Source organism: Roseomonas sp. BN140053 (assembly GCF_047690175.1).
Taxonomy (GTDB): domain Bacteria; phylum Pseudomonadota; class Alphaproteobacteria; order Acetobacterales; family Acetobacteraceae; genus Roseomonas.
In genome coordinates this window covers 54036-71277 of the sequence record NZ_JBLLEB010000023.1, presented here as the reverse complement: position 1 = coordinate 71277, position 17242 = coordinate 54036, and the positions used below count along the sequence as shown (strand labels likewise).

Here is a 17242-nt window from a genome sequence, read left to right as displayed (position 1 = left end):
GGGGGCGGGCGGCGCGGCCGCGACCTGGCGCGGCGGCATCGGCGGTGCCGGCGGCACGGCGACCGGCGCGGGACGGAGCGGTGGAGGCAGCCCGGCTTCGGCCATCGCCACCGAGGGCAGGGCAGGTGGTGCTTCGGGGGCGGCCGGCAGCGGTGCGGCCGCCTCCGGCGCGGGAAAGGGCGCCGGCAGCCCGGCCGCGAGCGGCGGCACCGCGCCGGGCGGCGGTTCGGGCAAGGGCGGGGCGGCGGGCGACGCCACCGGCGCGGGTGCTTCCGGCATTTCGGGCGGCGGCGCGGGTTCCGGCACTTCGGGCAGGGGCGCCACGGCCTCCGGCGCCGGGGGCAGTTCGGGCGCCGCGCCGCGGGCGCCGTCGCTGCCGCCGGCCCAGACCAGCGGCACGCCTTCCAGGATGGTGGGCTCGCGCGGCGGTGCACGCCCCAGCCAGAACAGCACGGTGGCGATCGCCCCGGCATGCAGCAGCAGCGACAGCAGCGCCGGCCAGGGTCGCAACCCCGCCGCGCCGCGCCCCGGTAACCGCAGCGGCGGCACCGCGACCGGTCGGCCCGCCGCGGCGTCTCCCGGCCGCGGCGCCCGCAGCCGTGCCACCGCCGGCCCCGGCTGTTCAAACTGCCCGGGCAGCCCGGGCAGCCCGGCGCCGGGCAGGCGCAGCGTGCGCCGCGGCGGCGCCGCTCCCGGCCGGCGCTGCCCCGGCAGGAGCGGTGCTTCCCCCCGCCCCGGGGGCGGGCGGGTCACAACACCAGCACGCCGCTCTGCTTGGCCTTGGCGTGCGGTTCCACGTGGATGGTGATCACCGCGGTGCCCAGCGCCTCGCGCAGCGCCGCTTCCGTGCGGTCGCAGATCGCGTGCGCCTCCTCCACCGTCATGGTGCCGGGCACCACCAGGTGGAACTCCACGAAGGTGTAGCGCCCGGCGCGGCGGGTGCGCAGGTCATGCGCCTCCAGCGCCCCTTCGGCCGCCTTGCCTACTTCCTCGCGGATGCGGCCCAGCAGCTCGGGCGGCGCGGCCTCGTCCATCAGGCCGCCCACGCTTTCGCGCAGCAGCCGCCAGCCGGAAAACAGGATCATGACCGCCGTGACCCCGGCCATCAGCGGGTCGAGCCAGAGCAGCCCGGTCACCGTGACCAGCCCCACCCCGATCACCACGCCGACGGAGGTCACCACGTCCGCCATCAGGTAGCGCGAATCCGCCACCAGCGCGGGGGATCCCAGCCGCCGCCCGCGCCGCCCCAGGATGGTGGCCCAGACCACGTTCACCCCCGCCGCGGCGGCCGACAGCACCAGCCCGATCACCGGCCGGTCCGGCGCGTGCGGCGCCGCCCAGGCCTGCCAGACCTCCTGCAGGATCAGCGTGGCCGCCACCACGATCAGCGCGCCTTCCAGCACGGCGGAGAAATATTCCACCTTGGCATGGCCATACGGGTGGTTCTCGTCCGCGGGCATGGCGGAATAGCGCACCGCCAGCAGCGCGGCCGAAGCAGCGGCGACGTTGACCACCGTTTCCAGCATCTCGGCGAAAAAGGCGGTGGAGCCGGTCAGCCACCAGGCCGTGCCCTTCAGGGCCAGTACGAACAGGCCGACGCCCAGGCTGGTCCAGGCGGTTTGCACGGTAGCGGAGGACATGGGGGCGAGATACCGCGTCTGCCCCAACGCCCGCCAGCCTCGCCGTGTCCGGGCGAGGCTGCCCTTCCGCCCCCGCGTGGCTCGGCGCCGGCCGCGGAGTGGCGGCTTCGGCCCTGGGGGAGCGCTATCCGTCCCGCATGGCCGGCCAGCATCGCGTTTCCTCCCTGCGTTCCGCGCATCGCCCGAAACGGCCCGCTGCGGGCGCCCTCGCCGCCAAAGCGAGGCTGTCCGGGATCGCGCGCGTCGGTTGGCCGGAGTATCGGCACGCCCGAACGGGGGCTTCAACGCCCGGGGTGAACCGGCCATCGCCCGATCGCTGACCGCTGCGCCCGGCCCTCCCCCCGGCCGCGGCGGCCCGCCTTAGCCCGGCGCCAGTTCCGCCGCCCGCAGAAACGCGTCGAAGCGCGCCAGCAGGTCCTCGGGGTCGCGGAACACCGCGCGGCAGCCGGCCTCGCGCAGCGCCGCCTCGGGGAAGCCGCCGCACAGCACCCCGATCGCGGTGATCCCGGCGCGGCCGGCGGCCTCCGCGTCGAAGGGGCTGTCGCCCACCACGGCGGCCTCGCCGGCCTTGACCCCGGCCCGGTCCAGCGCGGCCTGGAAGATGTCGGGGAAGGGCTTCGACTTCTCCGCATCGTCGGAGGAGGTTTCCGCCTCCACCAGATCGTCGATCCCCGCGATGCGCTTGTAGGTCTGCAGCTCATCCCCCTTGGCGGAGGACGCCAGCACGGCCTGCAGCCCCGCGGCGCGGACGCGCTCGAACATCGCGGGCACGCCGGGAAAGCCTGTGACCTCGCCGAGGTAGCGGCGCTTGAACAGGTCGGAGCGGAAGCTCTCGATCTCCTTTCCGCGCCGCTGCAGCTCCGCCGCCGGCACGAAAACCGGCATCAGCTGGTCGCCGCCCTTGCCGATCTGCGAGCGCACCGCGTCGAAGGACACCGCGTGGCCGAAGTGCTGCAGCGCTTCCTGCCAGGCGCGCGCGTGCAGGTCCACGGAATCCACCAGCGTTCCGTCCACGTCGAAGATCACGGCCCCGGCCATGCGCCACCCTTTCCCGTCCCTGCGGAGCGCCGCGGGGCGTCTCCGCGGGGGCAACGTGCCCGTCGCGCGCCAAGTTGTCGGGCGGGGCGGCGTTGTGCCGCGAACTTGTTGTTGGCCTGGGGCACCCGAGACCCGCCCGTGCGCCCTGCCTGATAGGGCAGGGCGCACGGGCGGGGTTCGGCATGACCCGTGCACGGCGGCCTGTGCCTCCGGCGCCGTGCCCCCGAAGGTGCTCGCGGCCATTCCCCTTGTGTTCATTTCGTATCAGGATCAAAATGAAATGGCAGCCTGGTCTCGCAAGTCGTTCATGGGCGGAGGCTCGTCATGCCACAGCAGCCACTTCGCCGTTTGCTCGAAGGCGCCGTGGACGAGGCCAGAGACAAGAAGCTGGTCGGCCCGGTCGCCAATGTCGACAGGTTGCTTCAGGAAGAAACCTTCGCCGCACTCGATCGGCAATTCACGGGTTGCTACGCCATCGTCATCCATGCGGCTGACGTCGACAAGGCAGTGGACGACTATGTCGGCGGCCATTCCCTGGGGCTCGATACCGGCAAAGGTGTTCTCGCGCTCTTTGTCCGCCGCGGCGCCGATGCCCGGGAGGCGGAAGCACTCGCTCCACAGGCCGGCGCGATGGTGGACTTCGCGCGCCGGCTCTTCCCGGAGGAACACATCGAGTTGCCCGGCATCGTCCTGGTCGCGCGCATGGCTGCCATTGGAACGCCGGCCTACGTACCGCTCGGCGGGCTGGACGGCCTGGAGAAGGTGGCACACCGGGCACGCAGCGTGTTGGCAAGCGCCGGCGAAGCGGTCGCGCGACATGGCACGGGGCCGGAATTCGCCGACGCGCTCACACGCGCCTTGGCGGCCAAGGAGATTCCCTATTCACGGGCCGGGGGCAAGAAGGTCGTCGAGCACCTGGTGATCGCACTCCGGAAGCTCTGGGGCGCGAAGGACGACATCATGGCGCTCGTGAAGCTCGGCACGAAACTGGCCGGCTGAGCCATGGGTGCCAGCCCTCCTCTGCTTGAACATATGACGGTCAGCCTGGCGCATCAGGTCCGGGCATTCGGCGTGCTGGGAGCCTACCTGAATCCGAAGCTCCTCGACCTCTCGGCCCTGAGCCCGGAAGCCTTGCAGCGCCTCGGCGATCCGGACGTGCTCAGGAGCATGAACGCCTCGAAGATGACATCGATGATGAACACGCACGGCACGGAGTGGGCGCTGCAGCGTCGCCTCGACCTCAGCGATCTCCAGCGTTTCGTCCAGAACCGGCTTCGGCCTTGTTATCCACTGTTCGAACTGGCCGATCGCAACGGGGACATCCCGCCCGCCTCTGACCATCCAATGCTCTACCAGACGAATGACTGGCCGGATAACACTCCGCCCGCAGGGCACGTGCGGCAGGCACCGAACTTTACCTGGAACGACCTGCTGAAATCCTACGCGGCCATGTGGCAGTTGCAGCTCGACCGCTCCAATGGGCCGCAGATGGCGACGGTCGGTGCGGGTAACAAGCTGGTCCGCGCCGCCCTCTGGATCATCAAGGAGAACGGATTCCTGGCAGCGGTCGAGTATCTGTTCAGCCTCCTGGACCATGGCTTCGTGATCGAGCCGGACGCAGCCTCATGGGCATTCTGTCGCCTGTACTGGGTCAGGCGCCAGGTCGCGCAGGATTCCGATCTCCCCGCCTACCTCCTGCAGGATGCGGATCTCGGGATGGCGGCATGGCGGTTCGCGGAGTTCAAGCCCACACTGCCGGTTCCGCCCGTGCGCGAACTGACCGACGACATCGACCTCGCCATCGCGAAGGTGGGGGAGCGTGAGCGCCTTGCCCGCGCGGCACCGGATTGCGACAGCTGGTTGCTGGCCTATGCCCGATTGGGGCTGGCAGCGCGCGTCACCTATCAAGCGATGAAGATCACGGGCTTGGCGGCGGAGTTCGGATACAGCTCCTATGCGGCGCGGTTCGAGGAGTTCCATGCCGATGTGGGCGCCTTCTTCTACGCCTTTCCCAGGGATGGGGCCACGGACCTGCCGGGGCATGCGCTCCGCCCGGCATGGGGCATGGCGGCAAGCTTCGCCAGGATCGCTGAGCAGGACGGCCAGGAATGGCTGCGCCACATGCTCCGGGAGCGGGTCGTGCTGCCGGATGCGCTCACTCCCGCCTTTCTGGAAGCCCCCGGTTCCTTCAGCGGCGTGCCGGCGTGGCAAAGGCCGTCTCACAGGCTGTCACGGGTGCTCGCCCAACTGGTCTACCGCGAAATCCCCATCGAGCGGCACCGCGCGGTCGACGGTGATCCGACCACCGCGGGCATGGTGGCCGGGGTTTTCCGCGAGGCGGGCCATCCAGGCCTCGCCGACCTCGCCGATCGGGCAAGCGCCATCTGGCCCCTGATCCACCGGGATGCGACCTCCGGACCCCCGCCGCATGACGAGGACGGCGAGATACTCCTGAACTTCCTGACCTACCTATTGGTGCAGATGCCGACGGAAAGGGAGGAGGCCAAGGCCTGGCTCGACCAGCACCATCTCGAATGGTCAAACGCCGACCTGGAGCGCTCCTTCGAGAAGGTCGTCGCGCCCGGGTCGCCCGGCGACCAGGAGGCGCGTCTGCGCAGGGCCAGGAGCTTCGTGGCCGATTACCCCTTTAACGGCTCGGCGCGCGCGAACCTGGCACTTCGCGAGTACGAGGGCGGCGCCTTGGCACAAGCGCACGGAACCGTGCAGGAAGCGCTGATCCTGGATCCCGGCACGGAGCATGTCTGGGCCAGTGCTTCCCTGATATGCCACGCGATGGGCCGGGAGGAGGAAGGCCAGATCGCCTACGCCATGGCGAAATGTCTTCAGGTGCTTCAGGCCGGCTGATTATCCAACGCGGCCCCTGCGGCAGGCACGACGACGGGTCGGGTCCGCCGCACGCCCCGACATCCCGGCAGGGCCGACTCCGGCACGCGGCCCGTGCCATTGCGACGGCAGGCATGCCATGCTCGCCGCCGCGCGCGTCGGGCGCGCATGCGCCGGCGGGGGAAATAGATGCGGCCACCACGAGCGGCACGGATGCCGGGACGCCCGCCGCGTCCCCGGCCGGCGACACGGTGGCGGGCCGCCCCGCGCCGCGGCGCACCGGGTTGAGCGCGCACGACCCATGCACCGCTCCTCCTTCGACAAGATGCGCGCCTTCCGCGACGCCTATCTGGGCGAACACCGCCACGCGCCGCTGAGCATCCTGGATGTCGGCAGCACCGCCGTGGCCGCCGCGACCGAAAGCTACCGCCCGCTCTTCGAGGCCCCGCCCTGGCAGTACCGCGGCCTCGACATCGCCCCCGGCCCCAACGTGGACATCGTGCCGTGCGACCCCTACCGCTGGGCCGAGATCCCCGACGCCTCCGTGGACGTGGTGGTGTCCGGCCAGGCCTTCGAGCACATCGAGTGGCCCTGGCTGACGATCCGCGAGATCGCCCGCGTGCTGCGCGGCAACGGCCTGGCCGCGATCGTGGCGCCTTCCGCCGGGCCGGTGCACCGCTTTCCCGTGGATTGCTGGCGCTACTACCCGGACGGCATGCCGGCACTCGCCTCCTTTGCGGGGCTCGGCGTGGTGGAGAACCATTGGAGCGAGGGCTACGCCTATCCGGATTGCGCCTTCTGGGGCGAGGCCTTCGCCGTGCTGCAGCGCCCCGCGGCCGGCGCCGCCAGTCCTGCCGACTGCGCCGGAAATGCTGCGCCCGCCGCCGCCTCGGTCCTCGCCGCCACGCCCTCGCGCGATGCCACCGCGCGGCGGGAAGCGGAATTGCTGGCACAGCTGCGCCCCTTCGCGCTGCGCCGGCAGCTGCTGGCGGAAACCCTGCGCCGCGCCTGGTTCATCCTGCGCAGCCCGGTCGGGCGCCTGCACCGCTTCTGACCCGCCGCCGCGGCAGGCGCCGGCCGGGCCGGCCACCGCCCGCCCTCAGCGTGCCCCGGCTGCGCGCCGCTGCCGCAGGTGGTCCACCAGCGCGCGCAGCTTGGGCGCGAGGTGCCGGCGGCTGGGAAAATACAGGAAGAAGCCGGGAAAGCCCGGGCTGAACCCTTCCAGCACCGGCACCAGCTCGCCCCGCCGGATAAAGGGCGCGAAGGTGTCCTCCATGCCGAAGGTCAGGCCCCCGCCGGCGCAGGCCAGGCGCAGCATCAGCCACATGTCGTTGGTGGTGACTTCGGGCGCCACGGCCACGTCGAATTCGCGCCCCTCCTCCGCGAACTCCCAGCGATAGGGCGGCAGGCCGGGGCCCGGGCGCCAGCCGATGCAGCGATGCGCCGGCAGGTCGCGCGGATGCGCCGGCGCGCCGTGCCGCGCCAGGTAGCCCGGTGACGCCACCACCAGCTGCCGCTGCCCGCCCGACACCGGCACCGCCACCATGTCCTGCGCGATCACCTCGCCCAGCCGCACGCCGGCATCGAAGCCCTCGGCCACGATGTCGAACTCCGCATCCGTCACCACGATGTCCAGCCGCACCCCGGGATGCGCCTCCAGGAAGGAGGCCAGCAGCGGCCCGGACAGGAAGTTCTCCGCGATGGAGGACACCGCCAGCCGCAGCAGTCCGCTCGGCGCCCCGCCCAGCTCGCGCGTGGCCTGCACTGCCATCCGCAGCTCGCGCAGCGCGGGCGACACGCTGGCGAAGAGCCGCTCCCCCGCTTCCGTGAGGCGCACGCTGCGGGTGGTGCGCAGCAGCAGCGCGATGCCCGCCGCATTCTCCAGCTTGCGGATCGACTGGCTGACGGCGGGGCGGGTGACGCCCAGCCGGTCGGCGGCGGCGCGAAAGCTGCGCGCTTCCGCCACGGCGGCGAAAACGGCCAGGGCATTGAGGTCGGGGGCGCCGAGGTCGGCCGCGCCGGGGGCGGGGGCAGGCCGGCCGGGGGCGTGCAGGCCGGGCACGCCGGGACCGGAGGTGTGCAGCTCGGGCACGCCGGGATCGGGGGCGGGCAGGCCCGAGGCGCCGCCGGGGACGGTTTCGGGGCGGCCGGCCTGGGGACGCGAAGCGTCGGGATCGATGGATATTGGTAAGCCACAGTTACCGCACTGGACAGGAATGGCCAGATTATCGCGGCAATCCCGGCCCGCTACCTCCTGCGCCGACGGACCGCACCGCGGTTCGCGAAACGCCAACGGAGAGCACAGCATGGACAAGGTCGTCTTGATCACCGGCGCGTCGAGCGGCATCGGCGCCGGCATCGCCCGCGAACTGGCCGCGGCGGGAGCCAAGCTGCTGCTGGGCGCCCGCCGCACCGACCGGCTGGACGCCCTGGTCGGGGAGCTCACGGCCGCGGGCGGCACTGTGCTCACCCGCCGGCTGGACGTCACGGATCGCGCCGACGTCGCGGGTTTCGCCGCAGCAGCGGGCGAGGCCTGGGGCCAGGTGGACGTGATCGTCAACAACGCCGGCGTGATGCCGCTCTCGCCCATGGCCTCGCTGCGGGTCGAGGAATGGGACCGCATGGTGGACGTCAACATCAAGGGCGTGCTGTACGGCATCGCCGCCGTGCTGCCGGGGATGCTGGCGCAGGGCTGGGGCCACGTGATCAACATCGCCTCCGTCGGCGCGCTGCGCGTGTCGCCCACCGCCGCCGTGTACTGCGCGACGAAATACGCGGTGCGCGCCATTTCCGACGGCCTGCGGCAGGAAAGCACGGCGCTGCGCGTGACCTGCATCCACCCCGGCGTGGTGGAAAGCGAGTTGGCCTCCACCATCACCGACCCGGTCGCGGCCGAGGCGATGGCGATCTACCGCGCGGTGGCGCTGCGCCCCGACGCCATCGGCCGCGCCGTGCGCTTCGCCATCGAGCAGCCGGCGGACGTGGACGTGAACGAGATCGTGGTGCGCCCCACCGCCGCCCCGCACTGAACGCCGCGCATCTCCGCGGCCGGCTGTTCGCCGGCGGCCCGCCCGCCGCCGTCGGCCCTGACACGGGCAGCCCGGGAGGGAGAAGGAATTCTCCCTCCCGGACCCTCCCTCATCTTTTTTCGGGATGCTGCCGCGGGCTGGGGGCAACGGCGGCCCTGTGCGCGTTGTCGCCCGCGGGTCCATAAAAGCTGTCGGAAGCCCGCATCCCCGAAAGGCCGCGAACCGCCGTGTCCCCTCCCGCCTGCGTCCTGCTCGACCTCGACGGCACTCTGTTCGACAGCCGCCCGGGCATTTTCGCCAGCTTCGACGCCGCGCTGCGCGATCTCGGGCACGAACCGGACCCGGCGATGGCGATGGACTTCGTGCTCGGCCCGCCGATCAGCGACGTGGCGGGGCAGATCCTGGCGCATTACGGCGACACCCGGGCCGAGGAGCTGGTGACCGCCTATCGCCGCCACTACGCCGCCAGCGGCTTCCGTAACAGCGCCCTGTATCCCGGCATCCCCGCGCTGCTGGACGCGCTGCGCGCCGCCGGGTGCCGGCTGTTCCTGGCCACCTCCAAGCGCAGCACCGCGGCGCGGCAGATGATGGACCATGCCGGCCTCACCCCGCAGTTCAGCGCCCTTTACGGCTCCGAGCCCGGCGGCGCGCTGGACCACAAGCCAGAGCTGATCGCCCGTATCCTCGCGCGCGAAAGCATCGCCGCGGCGGAGGCGGTGATGATCGGCGACCGCCGCTTCGACATGTCCGGTGCCCAGGCCAACCATGTCCGCGCGATCGGCGCCCTGTGGGGCTATGGCGGGCGGGAGGAGCTGGAACAAGCCGGGGCCGACGCGATCGCCGCCTCGCCCGAGGATGTCGCGGCCCTGCTGCTGGGCTGAGGCCGTCGAGCCGAACCCGGTGAAAAGTGGAAGGCCGGGGGGAAGCATCCCCCCGGACCCCCTTCTGTTTTCGTGAGTTTTCGAGTGCACCCGTGGCCACCCAAGCACTTTCACGCCTGAAAAAAGGAGGGGGACCGGGGGAGTTCACTCCCCCGGCCTTGCCAAGGCCGGACATCATCCCGGCGCCATGCGGAGGGCGCCCCCGGCCGGATCGCCGCCGCCTCCCGCGAATGCCTTGCCGCGGCCGGGCGATGCGATAAACCTGCCCGCCATGACCTTTTCCATCCTGGTGCGCGACCCGCAGACCGGCGCGCTCGGCGCCGCCGTCGCGTCCCGCTTCTTTGCCGTCGGCGCCCTGTGCATCCACGTGGAGGGCGGCGTCGGCGCGCTGGCCACCCAGGCGCTGGTGAACCCGATGTATGCCGTGCACGCCATGCCTCGCCTGCGCGCGGGCGAGGCGCCGGAGGACATCCTGGCAGCCCTGGTCGGCCCCGACCCCGGCATCCTGCAGCGCCAGTTCCACATCGTCGACGCGCGGGGCCGCATCGCCCAGCACAGCGGCCCGGACTGCGTGGGCTGGGCCGGACACGTGCGCGGCGTGGACGTGTCGGTGGCCGGCAACATGCTGGCCGGCCCGGCGGTGGTGCAGGCCACGCTGGACGGCTTCCACGCGGCCACCGGCAGCCTGGCCGAGCGCCTGATCTCCGCCCTGGAAGCCGGCGAGGCAGCGGGCGGCGACAAGCGCGGCAAGCAGGGCGCGGGGCTGAAGATCTGCACCGCCGATCCCTACCCGGACCTCGACATCCGCGCCGACGACCACCCCGACCCGCTGGCCGAGCTGCGCCGCCTGCATCGCGTCAGCCTGGAACGCTTCGCCGTGTTCCGCCGCCACCTCGCCGGCAGCACCAATCCCTGGGGCACGCTGGACCGCGAGGTCATCAACGCCGCCGTCGAACGCGACGGCATCCCGGCCTCCTGATGCGGGACGGCGGCGGACGGAGCGTCGCGCCGCCCGACCCGCAGGGCGGCACGCCCCCCACGCACCACCATCCACATCCGCACACGAGGAATCCCGGCATGCGCCGCTTCGCACTCGCCGCCTGCGCCCTGCTGCTCGGCGCCACCGCCGCGCAGGCCCAGGGCACGCTGAACATCGGGCTGCGGGAGGACCCGGACCTGCTCGACCCGACGCTGGGCTCCTCCTATGTCGGCCGCATCGTCTACGCCGCGATGTGCGACAAGCTGTTCGACCTCGACGAGCACCTCAACGTCGTGCCGCAGCTGGCGCAGCGCTGGGAGTACGAGGACCCGACGCACCTGCGCATCCACCTGCGCCCCAACGTTTCCTTCCACGACGGTGAGCCGCTGAACGCCGAGGCCGTGCGCTACTCGCTCAACCGCCACATGACGCTGAGCGGTTCCATGCGCGTGGGCGAGCTGAACTCCATCCAGTCGGTGGAGGTGGTGGACCCGCTCACCGTCCGCCTCGTGCTCAAGGCGCCCTCCGCGCCGCTGCTGTCGCTGCTGACCGACCGCGGCGGCATCATCATCTCGCCCAAGGCGGGGGAGGCGCTGGGCCGCGACTTCGGCACCCGCCCGGTCTGCGCCGGCCCCTACCAGTTCGACAGCCGCGTGGCGCAGGACCGCATCACCCTGCGCCGCTTCCCTGGCCACTGGGACGCGGCCAACTACCACTTCGACCAGGTGGTCTACCGCCCGCTGCCCAACTCCTCCGTGCGCGCGGCCAACCTGCAGGCCGGCACGCTGGACATCGTCGAGCAGATCGTGCCCAACGACATCCCGGCGATCCGCGGCGACAGCCGCCTGCGCCTCGCGGTGGGCGACGGGCTGTCCTACACCGGCATCAACTTCAACGTGAACAACGGCCCCGCCGCCAACACGTCCATCGGCCAGAACCGGCTGGTGCGGCAGGCCTTCGAGCTGACGGTGGACCGCACCGCGCTGATCCAGGTGGTGTTCGACGGGCTCTTCACCCCCACCATCCAGGCCAACCCGCCCTCCTCCTCGATGTACATGCCCGAGCTGCAGCCGCCCGAGCGCAACATCGCCCGTGCGCGCGAGCTGCTGCGCCAGGCCGGCGTGCCCCTGCCGGTGCCGGTGACCATCACCACCAGCAACAGCCCCGAGGTGCAGCAGGCCGCCGAGGTCATCCAGTCCATGGCCGCCGAAGCCGGCTTCGACGTGAAGGTGCGGGTGATGGAGTTCGCCTCCTCCCTGCAGGCCGGCTACAGCGGCGACTTCCAGGCCTACATGATCGGCTGGTCCGGCCGTGCCGACGCCGACGGCAACATGTGGCAGCAGCTGCACAGCCGCGGCACCTTCAACTACGGCCGCTGGAACAACCCCGCCGCCGACGCCGCCCTGGACGAGGCCCGCATCCCCACCGACCCCGCCGAGCGCCGCCGCATCTACGCCCGGGTCTGGGAACAGGAACGCCAGGACCTGCCGCTGATGTACCTGTGGACGGTGAAGAACATCGTCGGCCTCAAGCGCTCCCTGGATGGCTTCGTGCAGGTTCCCGACGGCCTGATCCGCCTCCGCGGCCTGCGCATGACGCGCTGACGCCGGCGCACTCGGCCCGGGCTGGTTGCGCCTGGGTATCCTGGCTGTGGCCAGGGGGCGCCGCCCCCTGGATCCCCGCTGGGGAGGCCGAGGTCTTCGCGCGAGATCTTCGCGGGGGCTCCAAGGGGCAGAGCCCCCTTGGCCACGGCCGATTCACCCCAGACCCAGCCGATCCAGCCGGCCACTCAAACCAAGCGCGAGCCGCCGTCCAGGGGCAGCGTGGCGCCGTGCATCCAGCCATTGCCCATCAGGAACACCACCACGGCCCCGGTTCCCCCGGGGGGCCGAGGCGGTGCAGCGGCAAGCTGGCCGCCACCCCCGCCACGTAGGCGCCGCACCCATCGCGCCACGCAGGACCACGCAGCGGAACCAGGGCGTTCCGCGCCGGGCGGGCCACCACGCACGCAGGGTTGAGGTCCGCCCGCGGCGGCACGGCCGGCGCCACCGGGAAAGTCGTTGCGCCCGGGGTGGATGCGCCTAGGCTCGGCGCCAACGAACGGGAGGAACCCATGTCGCACTCCACCAGGGCAGCCCTGCTCGGGCTGGGCCTGCTCGCGGCCATTCCCAACCCCGGCCTGGCTCAGGCGCAGCCCGCCACGCCGCAGCCCCGGCCTGCCGCGCCCCCGGCGCAGCCTGCCGCGCCCCGGACGCAGCCCACAGCGCCGCAACAACCTGCCGCCCCCCAGGCACAGCCTTCCACCACTCAGGCGCAAGCCCCCACCACCCAGGCACAGCCCGCCGCGCCGCAGGCCCGGCCTGCCACGGCCGCCATCCCGGAAGACCGCATCGCGCTGCCCGGCCTGTCCGCCCCGGCCGAGATCCTGGTGGACCGCTGGGGCATCCCGCACATCACCGCCGCCAGCCAGGACGACGCCTTCTTCGTCCAGGGCTTCAACGCCGCCCGCGACCGGCTTTGGCAGATCGACCTGTGGCGCCGCCGCGGCCTCGGCCTGGTGAGCGAAGCCTTCGGCCCCGCCTTCGTGGAACAGGACCGCGCGGCGCGGCTGTTCCTGTTCCGCGGCGACATGCGTACGGAATGGCTGTCTTACGGCAACGGCGCCCGCCGTGTCGCCACCCGCTTCACCGACGGCATCAACGCCTTCATCCGCTGGGCCAAGGCCGACCCGTCGCGCCTGCCGGTGGAATTCCGCGTCGGCAACTACGAACCCGCGGAATGGGCGCCGGAGGACGTGGTGCGCATCCGCTCGCACGGGCTGACGCGCAACGTGCAGTCCGAGCTGCGCCGCGCCCAGGTGATGTGCGGCGCCGACGCCGCCACCGACACGCTGCGCCAGCGCCTGGACCCGCCCGACCCCGCCCCCGCCGTGCCGCAGGGCCTGGACCCCTGCGCCGTGCCGGCCAACGTGCTGGACGTGTTCGAGCTGGCCACGCGCAACGTCCCCTTCACCGCCGAGGGCCGCCGCGCGGAAGCCGAGCCCTACGACCTGTCCACCATCGGCTCCAACAACTGGGTGGTCGCCGCCGGCCGCACCGCCACGGGCCGCCCGATCCTGGCCAACGACCCGCACCGCGCGCACGGCACGCCCTCGCTGCGCTACGTCGTGCACCTGCGCGCCCCGGGCATGGACGTGATCGGCGCCGGCGAGCCCGCGCTGCCCAGCATCTCCATCGGCCACAACGGCACCGTGGCCTTCGGCCTGACCATCTTCGCGATGGACCAGGAGGACCTGTATTTCTACGAAACCTCCGCCAGCAACCGCGACGATTACCGCTACGCTGGCCACGACGAGCCGATGCGGGTGATCCGGGAAAGCATCCCCGTGCGCGGCGAAGCGGCCCGCGAGGTCACGCTGAAGTTCACCCGCCACGGCCCCGTGGTGCTGGAACAGCCCGACCGCAACCGCGCCTGGGCGGTGCGCAGCGTGTGGCTGGAACCCGGCACCGCCCCGTATTTCGGCGGGCTCGACTACACCCGCGCCCGCAACGTGGACGAGTTCCTCGGCGCCATGGACCGCTGGGGCGCGCCGTCCGAGAACCAGGTCTACGCCGATACCTCCGGCACCATCGCCTGGGTGCCGGGCGGGCTGATGCCGCGCCGGCGCAACTGGGACGGTTTGCTGCCCGTGCCCGGCGACGGCCGCTACGAATGGGAGGGCTTCCTGGACCGCGCCGAGATGCCCGTCTCCATCAACCCGCCCCAGGGCTTCCTCAACACCTCCAACGAGAACAACCTGCCCGCCGGCTACCCGCCCGCGCTGATCGGCCGCGAATGGTCCGACCCTTCCCGCTCTGAACGCGTGCGCGAAGTCCTGGCCGCCACGCCGAGGCTGACGGTGGAAGGCGCCGCGGCGCTGCAGATGGACGTGGTGTCGCGCCACGACCTGCGCCTGGCCCGCGTGCTGTCGCAGCTGCGCACCGACGACCCGGCGCTGCGCGACACTATCGCCTGGATCGGCACCTGGGACGGCCAGCTGACGGAGAACAGCCCGCAGGGCGCGCTGATGGAACTGTGGTCCACCCGCCACCTGCGCCCCGCCATCATCGCCGCCGCCGTGCCGCAGCCGCTGCGCGCCACGGTGGGCGCCGGCGACATCCGCACCGCCGTGGAGCTGATGGAGAACCCCGACCGCCGCCTCGGCGCCGACCCCGCCGCCAGGCGCGACGCCATCCTGGCGGACACGCTGCGCGCCGCCCTGGCCGATGCCGCGGGTCGCATGGGGCCGGACCGCAACAACTGGGCCTGGGGCCGCGTGCACACCGTGCAGTTCGACCACCCCATGGCCGCCTGGATGGACGAGGCGCTGCGGACCCGCTTCCGCGTCGGCCCCAGCCCCAAGGCCGGCAGCGGCTTCACCGTCTCCGCCGCCACCTACGCGCCGGCCAGCTTCCGCCTGACAGCCGGCGCTTCCTTCCGAATGGTGGTGGATGTCGGCGCCTGGGACAACAGCCGGGTGGTCAACACGCCCGGCCAGTCCGGCGACCCCGCCAGCCCGCATTACCGCGACCTGTTCGAGAACTGGCGTACCGGCGGCTTCGTGCCGATGCTCTACAGCCGCCCGGCGGTGGAAGGCGCCGCCGAGCGCCGCATCACCCTGACGCCGGGGTGACGCGAGCGGCAGGGCGGGAGGCGCGCGCCTCCCGCCCGCCTCAGCCCCCGGCGATGATCGCCCGGATGCGCCCGGCCAGCGTGTCCATCGCGAAGGGCTTGGTCAGCACGTGCATGCCCGGCTCCATCCGGCCATTGCCCACCACCGCGTTCTCCGCGTAGCCGGTGATGAACAGCACCGGCAGGCCGGGCCGCAGCGCGCGGCCGGCATCGGCCAGCTGCCGCCCGTTCATGCCGCCGGGCAGGCCGACATCGCTGATCAGCAGGTCCACCCGCGTGTCCGAGCGCAGCACCCGCAGCCCTTCCGCCCCGTCGCCCGCCTCGATCGGCGTGTAGCCCAGCTCCTCCAGCACCTCCGTCACCAGCATCCGCACGGTGGGCTCGTCATCCACCACCAGCACCGTCTCGCCCTGCTCGGCGCGCGGCGCCGCGGCGGGCGCGCTGGCCGGCACCGGCTCCTCCGCCCCGCCGTGGCGCGGCAGGTACAGGCACACGGTGGTGCCCTGTCCGGGCTCGGAATAGATCCGCACCTGCCCGCCGGACTGGCGCACGAAGCCGTAGATCATGCTCAGCCCCAGCCCGGTGCCCTGGCCGATCGGCTTGGTGGTGAAGAAGGGGTCGAAGGCCCGTGCCGCCACCTCCGGCGTCATGCCGGTGCCGGTGTCGCTGACGCATACGGACACGAAGGGCCCCGGCGGCAGGTCGCGGCTGCGCGCCGCGCGCTCGTCCAGCCGCCGGTTGGCGGTTTCCACCGTGATGCGCCCGCCATCGGGCATGGCGTCGCGCGCGTTGATGCACAGGTTCAGCAGCGCGTTCTCCAGCTGGTTGGGGTCCACCAGCGTGGTCCACAGCCCCGCGCCCTGCACCACCTCCACCGCCACGGCCGGGCCCACCGTGCGGCGGATCAGCTCCTCCATCCCCTGCACCAGCCGGTTCGCATCCGTGGGCCGCGGGTCCAGCGTTTGCCGCCGCGCGAAGGCCAGCAGCCGGTGCGTCAGCGCCGCCGCCCGCGACGCCGCCCCGCGCGCCGCCGTCATGTAGCGGGTGGCGTCCTGCATCCGCCCCTGCGCCAGCCGTGTGCCCAGCAGCTCCAGCGACCCGGTGATCCCCGCCAGCAGGTTGTTGAAGTCGTGCGCGATGCCGCCCGTCAGCTGACCCACCGCCTCCATCTTCTGCGATTGCCGCAGCGCGTCCTCGGTTTGCAGCAGCGTCGCCGCCTGCTCCTTTTCCGCCTGGATGTCGCGGCCCACGGCATGGATGAAGTGCTCGTCCGGCACCGCCGTCCAGCTCAGCCAGCGATAGCCGCCATCCCGGCGGCGGTAGCGGTTCTCGAAGCGCAGGGTGGTGACGCCCTCGGCCAGCCGGCCCACCTCGGCCCGGGTGGTGGCAGCGTCCTCGGGGTGCAGCAGCTCCGTGAAGTCTCGCCCGATCAGCTCCTCCTCGGTCCAGCCCAGCAGGGTGGTCCAGGCCGGGTTCACCGCCTCGATGCGCCCGTCGAACCCGGCCACCAGCATGATGTCGGTGCTCAGCCGCCACATCCGGTCGCGGTCGCGGGTGCGCTCCTCGACCCGCTGCTCCAACTCGGCATTCAGCTGGGCCAGCGCCTCGGCGGCCACGCGCAGCTCGCGTTCCGCCCGCACCTTGCCCGTGGTTTCCACCACGATGGCGATCACCCCCGCCGGCTGCCCGTCCTCGCCGGGCACGGGGGAATAATCGAGGTTCATCCAGACCTGCTCGGGCCGCCCATGCCGGTGCAGCGTCAGCTCCTGGTCCGCATAGGCCAGCGTGCCCCCGGCCAGCCCGACCTTCATGACGTGGTCGTTGAAATCGGCCACCTCGGCCCAGCCCTCGCGCACCTTGGTGCCCAGCAGCCAGGGATGCCGGCCGCCGGCGAAGCCGGAATAGGCATCGTTGTAGATCATGATGCCGTCCTCGCCCCACAGGGTGACGATCGGCACCGACGAGCGCAGCATCAGCCCCACCGCGGTGCGCAGGCTGGACGGCCAGTTCTCGATCGGCCCCAGCGGGGTCGTGGACCAGTCGAAATCCGCGATCAGCCGCGCCAGCTCACCGCCGCCGGACAGAAAGGACCATCCGGGGTCCCCGGCTGCCGTTCGCTTCGCATCCATCCCAGCCCGCCTTCAGCCGCCCGGCACCCGT

Annotated in this window: 12 protein-coding genes and 1 pseudogene; 8 read left to right on the top strand and 5 right to left on the bottom strand. The window is 72.3% G+C overall.

Annotation, left to right across the window (positions count from 1 at the left end):
* The 3 genes and pseudogenes from ACLIBK_RS18210 to ACLIBK_RS18200 form a co-directional block, all read right to left on the bottom strand.
* Positions 1-753, bottom strand: a pseudogene (locus tag ACLIBK_RS18210) (hypothetical protein); the annotation flags it as partial.
* Positions 750-1640: a cation diffusion facilitator family transporter gene (locus ACLIBK_RS18205; RefSeq protein WP_415388710.1), complete on the bottom strand. Its 891-nt coding sequence runs from the start codon at positions 1638-1640 to the stop codon at positions 750-752. The pseudogene ACLIBK_RS18210 and the gene ACLIBK_RS18205, both read right to left, overlap by 4 nt.
* Positions 1641-2000: 360 nt before the next feature.
* Complete coding sequence (locus tag ACLIBK_RS18200) at positions 2001-2678, bottom strand: HAD family hydrolase (protein WP_415388709.1); 678 nt, start codon at positions 2676-2678, stop codon at positions 2001-2003.
* A 363-nt stretch (positions 2679-3041) separates the two neighbouring features.
* Between ACLIBK_RS18200 and ACLIBK_RS18195 the strand changes: the two genes are divergently transcribed.
* From ACLIBK_RS18195 to ACLIBK_RS18185, 3 genes are all read left to right on the top strand, one after another.
* Complete coding sequence (locus ACLIBK_RS18195) at positions 3042-3677, top strand: hypothetical protein (RefSeq protein ID WP_415388708.1); 636 nt, start codon at positions 3042-3044, stop codon at positions 3675-3677.
* A gap of 33 nt (positions 3678-3710) precedes the next feature.
* Complete coding sequence (locus ACLIBK_RS18190) at positions 3711-5543, top strand: hypothetical protein (RefSeq protein WP_415388707.1); 1833 nt, start codon at positions 3711-3713, stop codon at positions 5541-5543.
* Positions 5544-5823: 280 nt separating this feature from the next.
* Positions 5824-6576 (top strand): methyltransferase domain-containing protein, encoded by a 753-nt coding sequence (locus ACLIBK_RS18185; protein ID WP_415388706.1) that lies wholly within the window; start codon positions 5824-5826, stop codon positions 6574-6576.
* A 45-nt stretch (positions 6577-6621) separates the two neighbouring features.
* On the opposite strand, the gene ACLIBK_RS18180 is transcribed toward ACLIBK_RS18185, so the two are convergent.
* Positions 6622-7614: a LysR family transcriptional regulator gene (locus tag ACLIBK_RS18180; protein ID WP_415388705.1), complete on the bottom strand. Its 993-nt coding sequence runs from the start codon at positions 7612-7614 to the stop codon at positions 6622-6624.
* A gap of 214 nt (positions 7615-7828) precedes the next feature.
* On the opposite strand from ACLIBK_RS18180, the gene ACLIBK_RS18175 reads away from it, so the two are divergent.
* From ACLIBK_RS18175 to ACLIBK_RS18155, 5 genes are all read left to right on the top strand, one after another.
* On the top strand, positions 7829-8551 hold the full coding sequence (locus tag ACLIBK_RS18175; RefSeq protein ID WP_415388704.1) for an SDR family oxidoreductase: 723 nt from the start codon (positions 7829-7831) through the stop codon (positions 8549-8551).
* Positions 8552-8778: 227 nt separating this feature from the next.
* Positions 8779-9432 (top strand): HAD hydrolase-like protein, encoded by a 654-nt coding sequence (locus ACLIBK_RS18170; RefSeq protein WP_415388703.1) that lies wholly within the window; start codon positions 8779-8781, stop codon positions 9430-9432.
* A 271-nt stretch (positions 9433-9703) separates the two neighbouring features.
* Positions 9704-10411 (top strand): DUF1028 domain-containing protein, encoded by a 708-nt coding sequence (locus ACLIBK_RS18165; protein ID WP_415388702.1) that lies wholly within the window; start codon positions 9704-9706, stop codon positions 10409-10411.
* A 98-nt stretch (positions 10412-10509) separates the two neighbouring features.
* Positions 10510-12015: an ABC transporter substrate-binding protein gene (locus ACLIBK_RS18160; RefSeq protein WP_415388701.1), complete on the top strand. Its 1506-nt coding sequence runs from the start codon at positions 10510-10512 to the stop codon at positions 12013-12015.
* Positions 12016-12524: 509 nt separating this feature from the next.
* Positions 12525-15083: a penicillin acylase family protein gene (locus tag ACLIBK_RS18155; RefSeq protein ID WP_415388700.1), complete on the top strand. Its 2559-nt coding sequence runs from the start codon at positions 12525-12527 to the stop codon at positions 15081-15083.
* Between the two features lie 40 nt (positions 15084-15123).
* On the opposite strand, the gene ACLIBK_RS18150 is transcribed toward ACLIBK_RS18155, so the two are convergent.
* Positions 15124-17211, bottom strand: coding sequence for a PAS domain S-box protein (locus ACLIBK_RS18150; protein WP_415388699.1), 2088 nt, complete (start codon positions 17209-17211; stop codon positions 15124-15126).
* Positions 17212-17242: the final 31 nt, after the last annotated feature.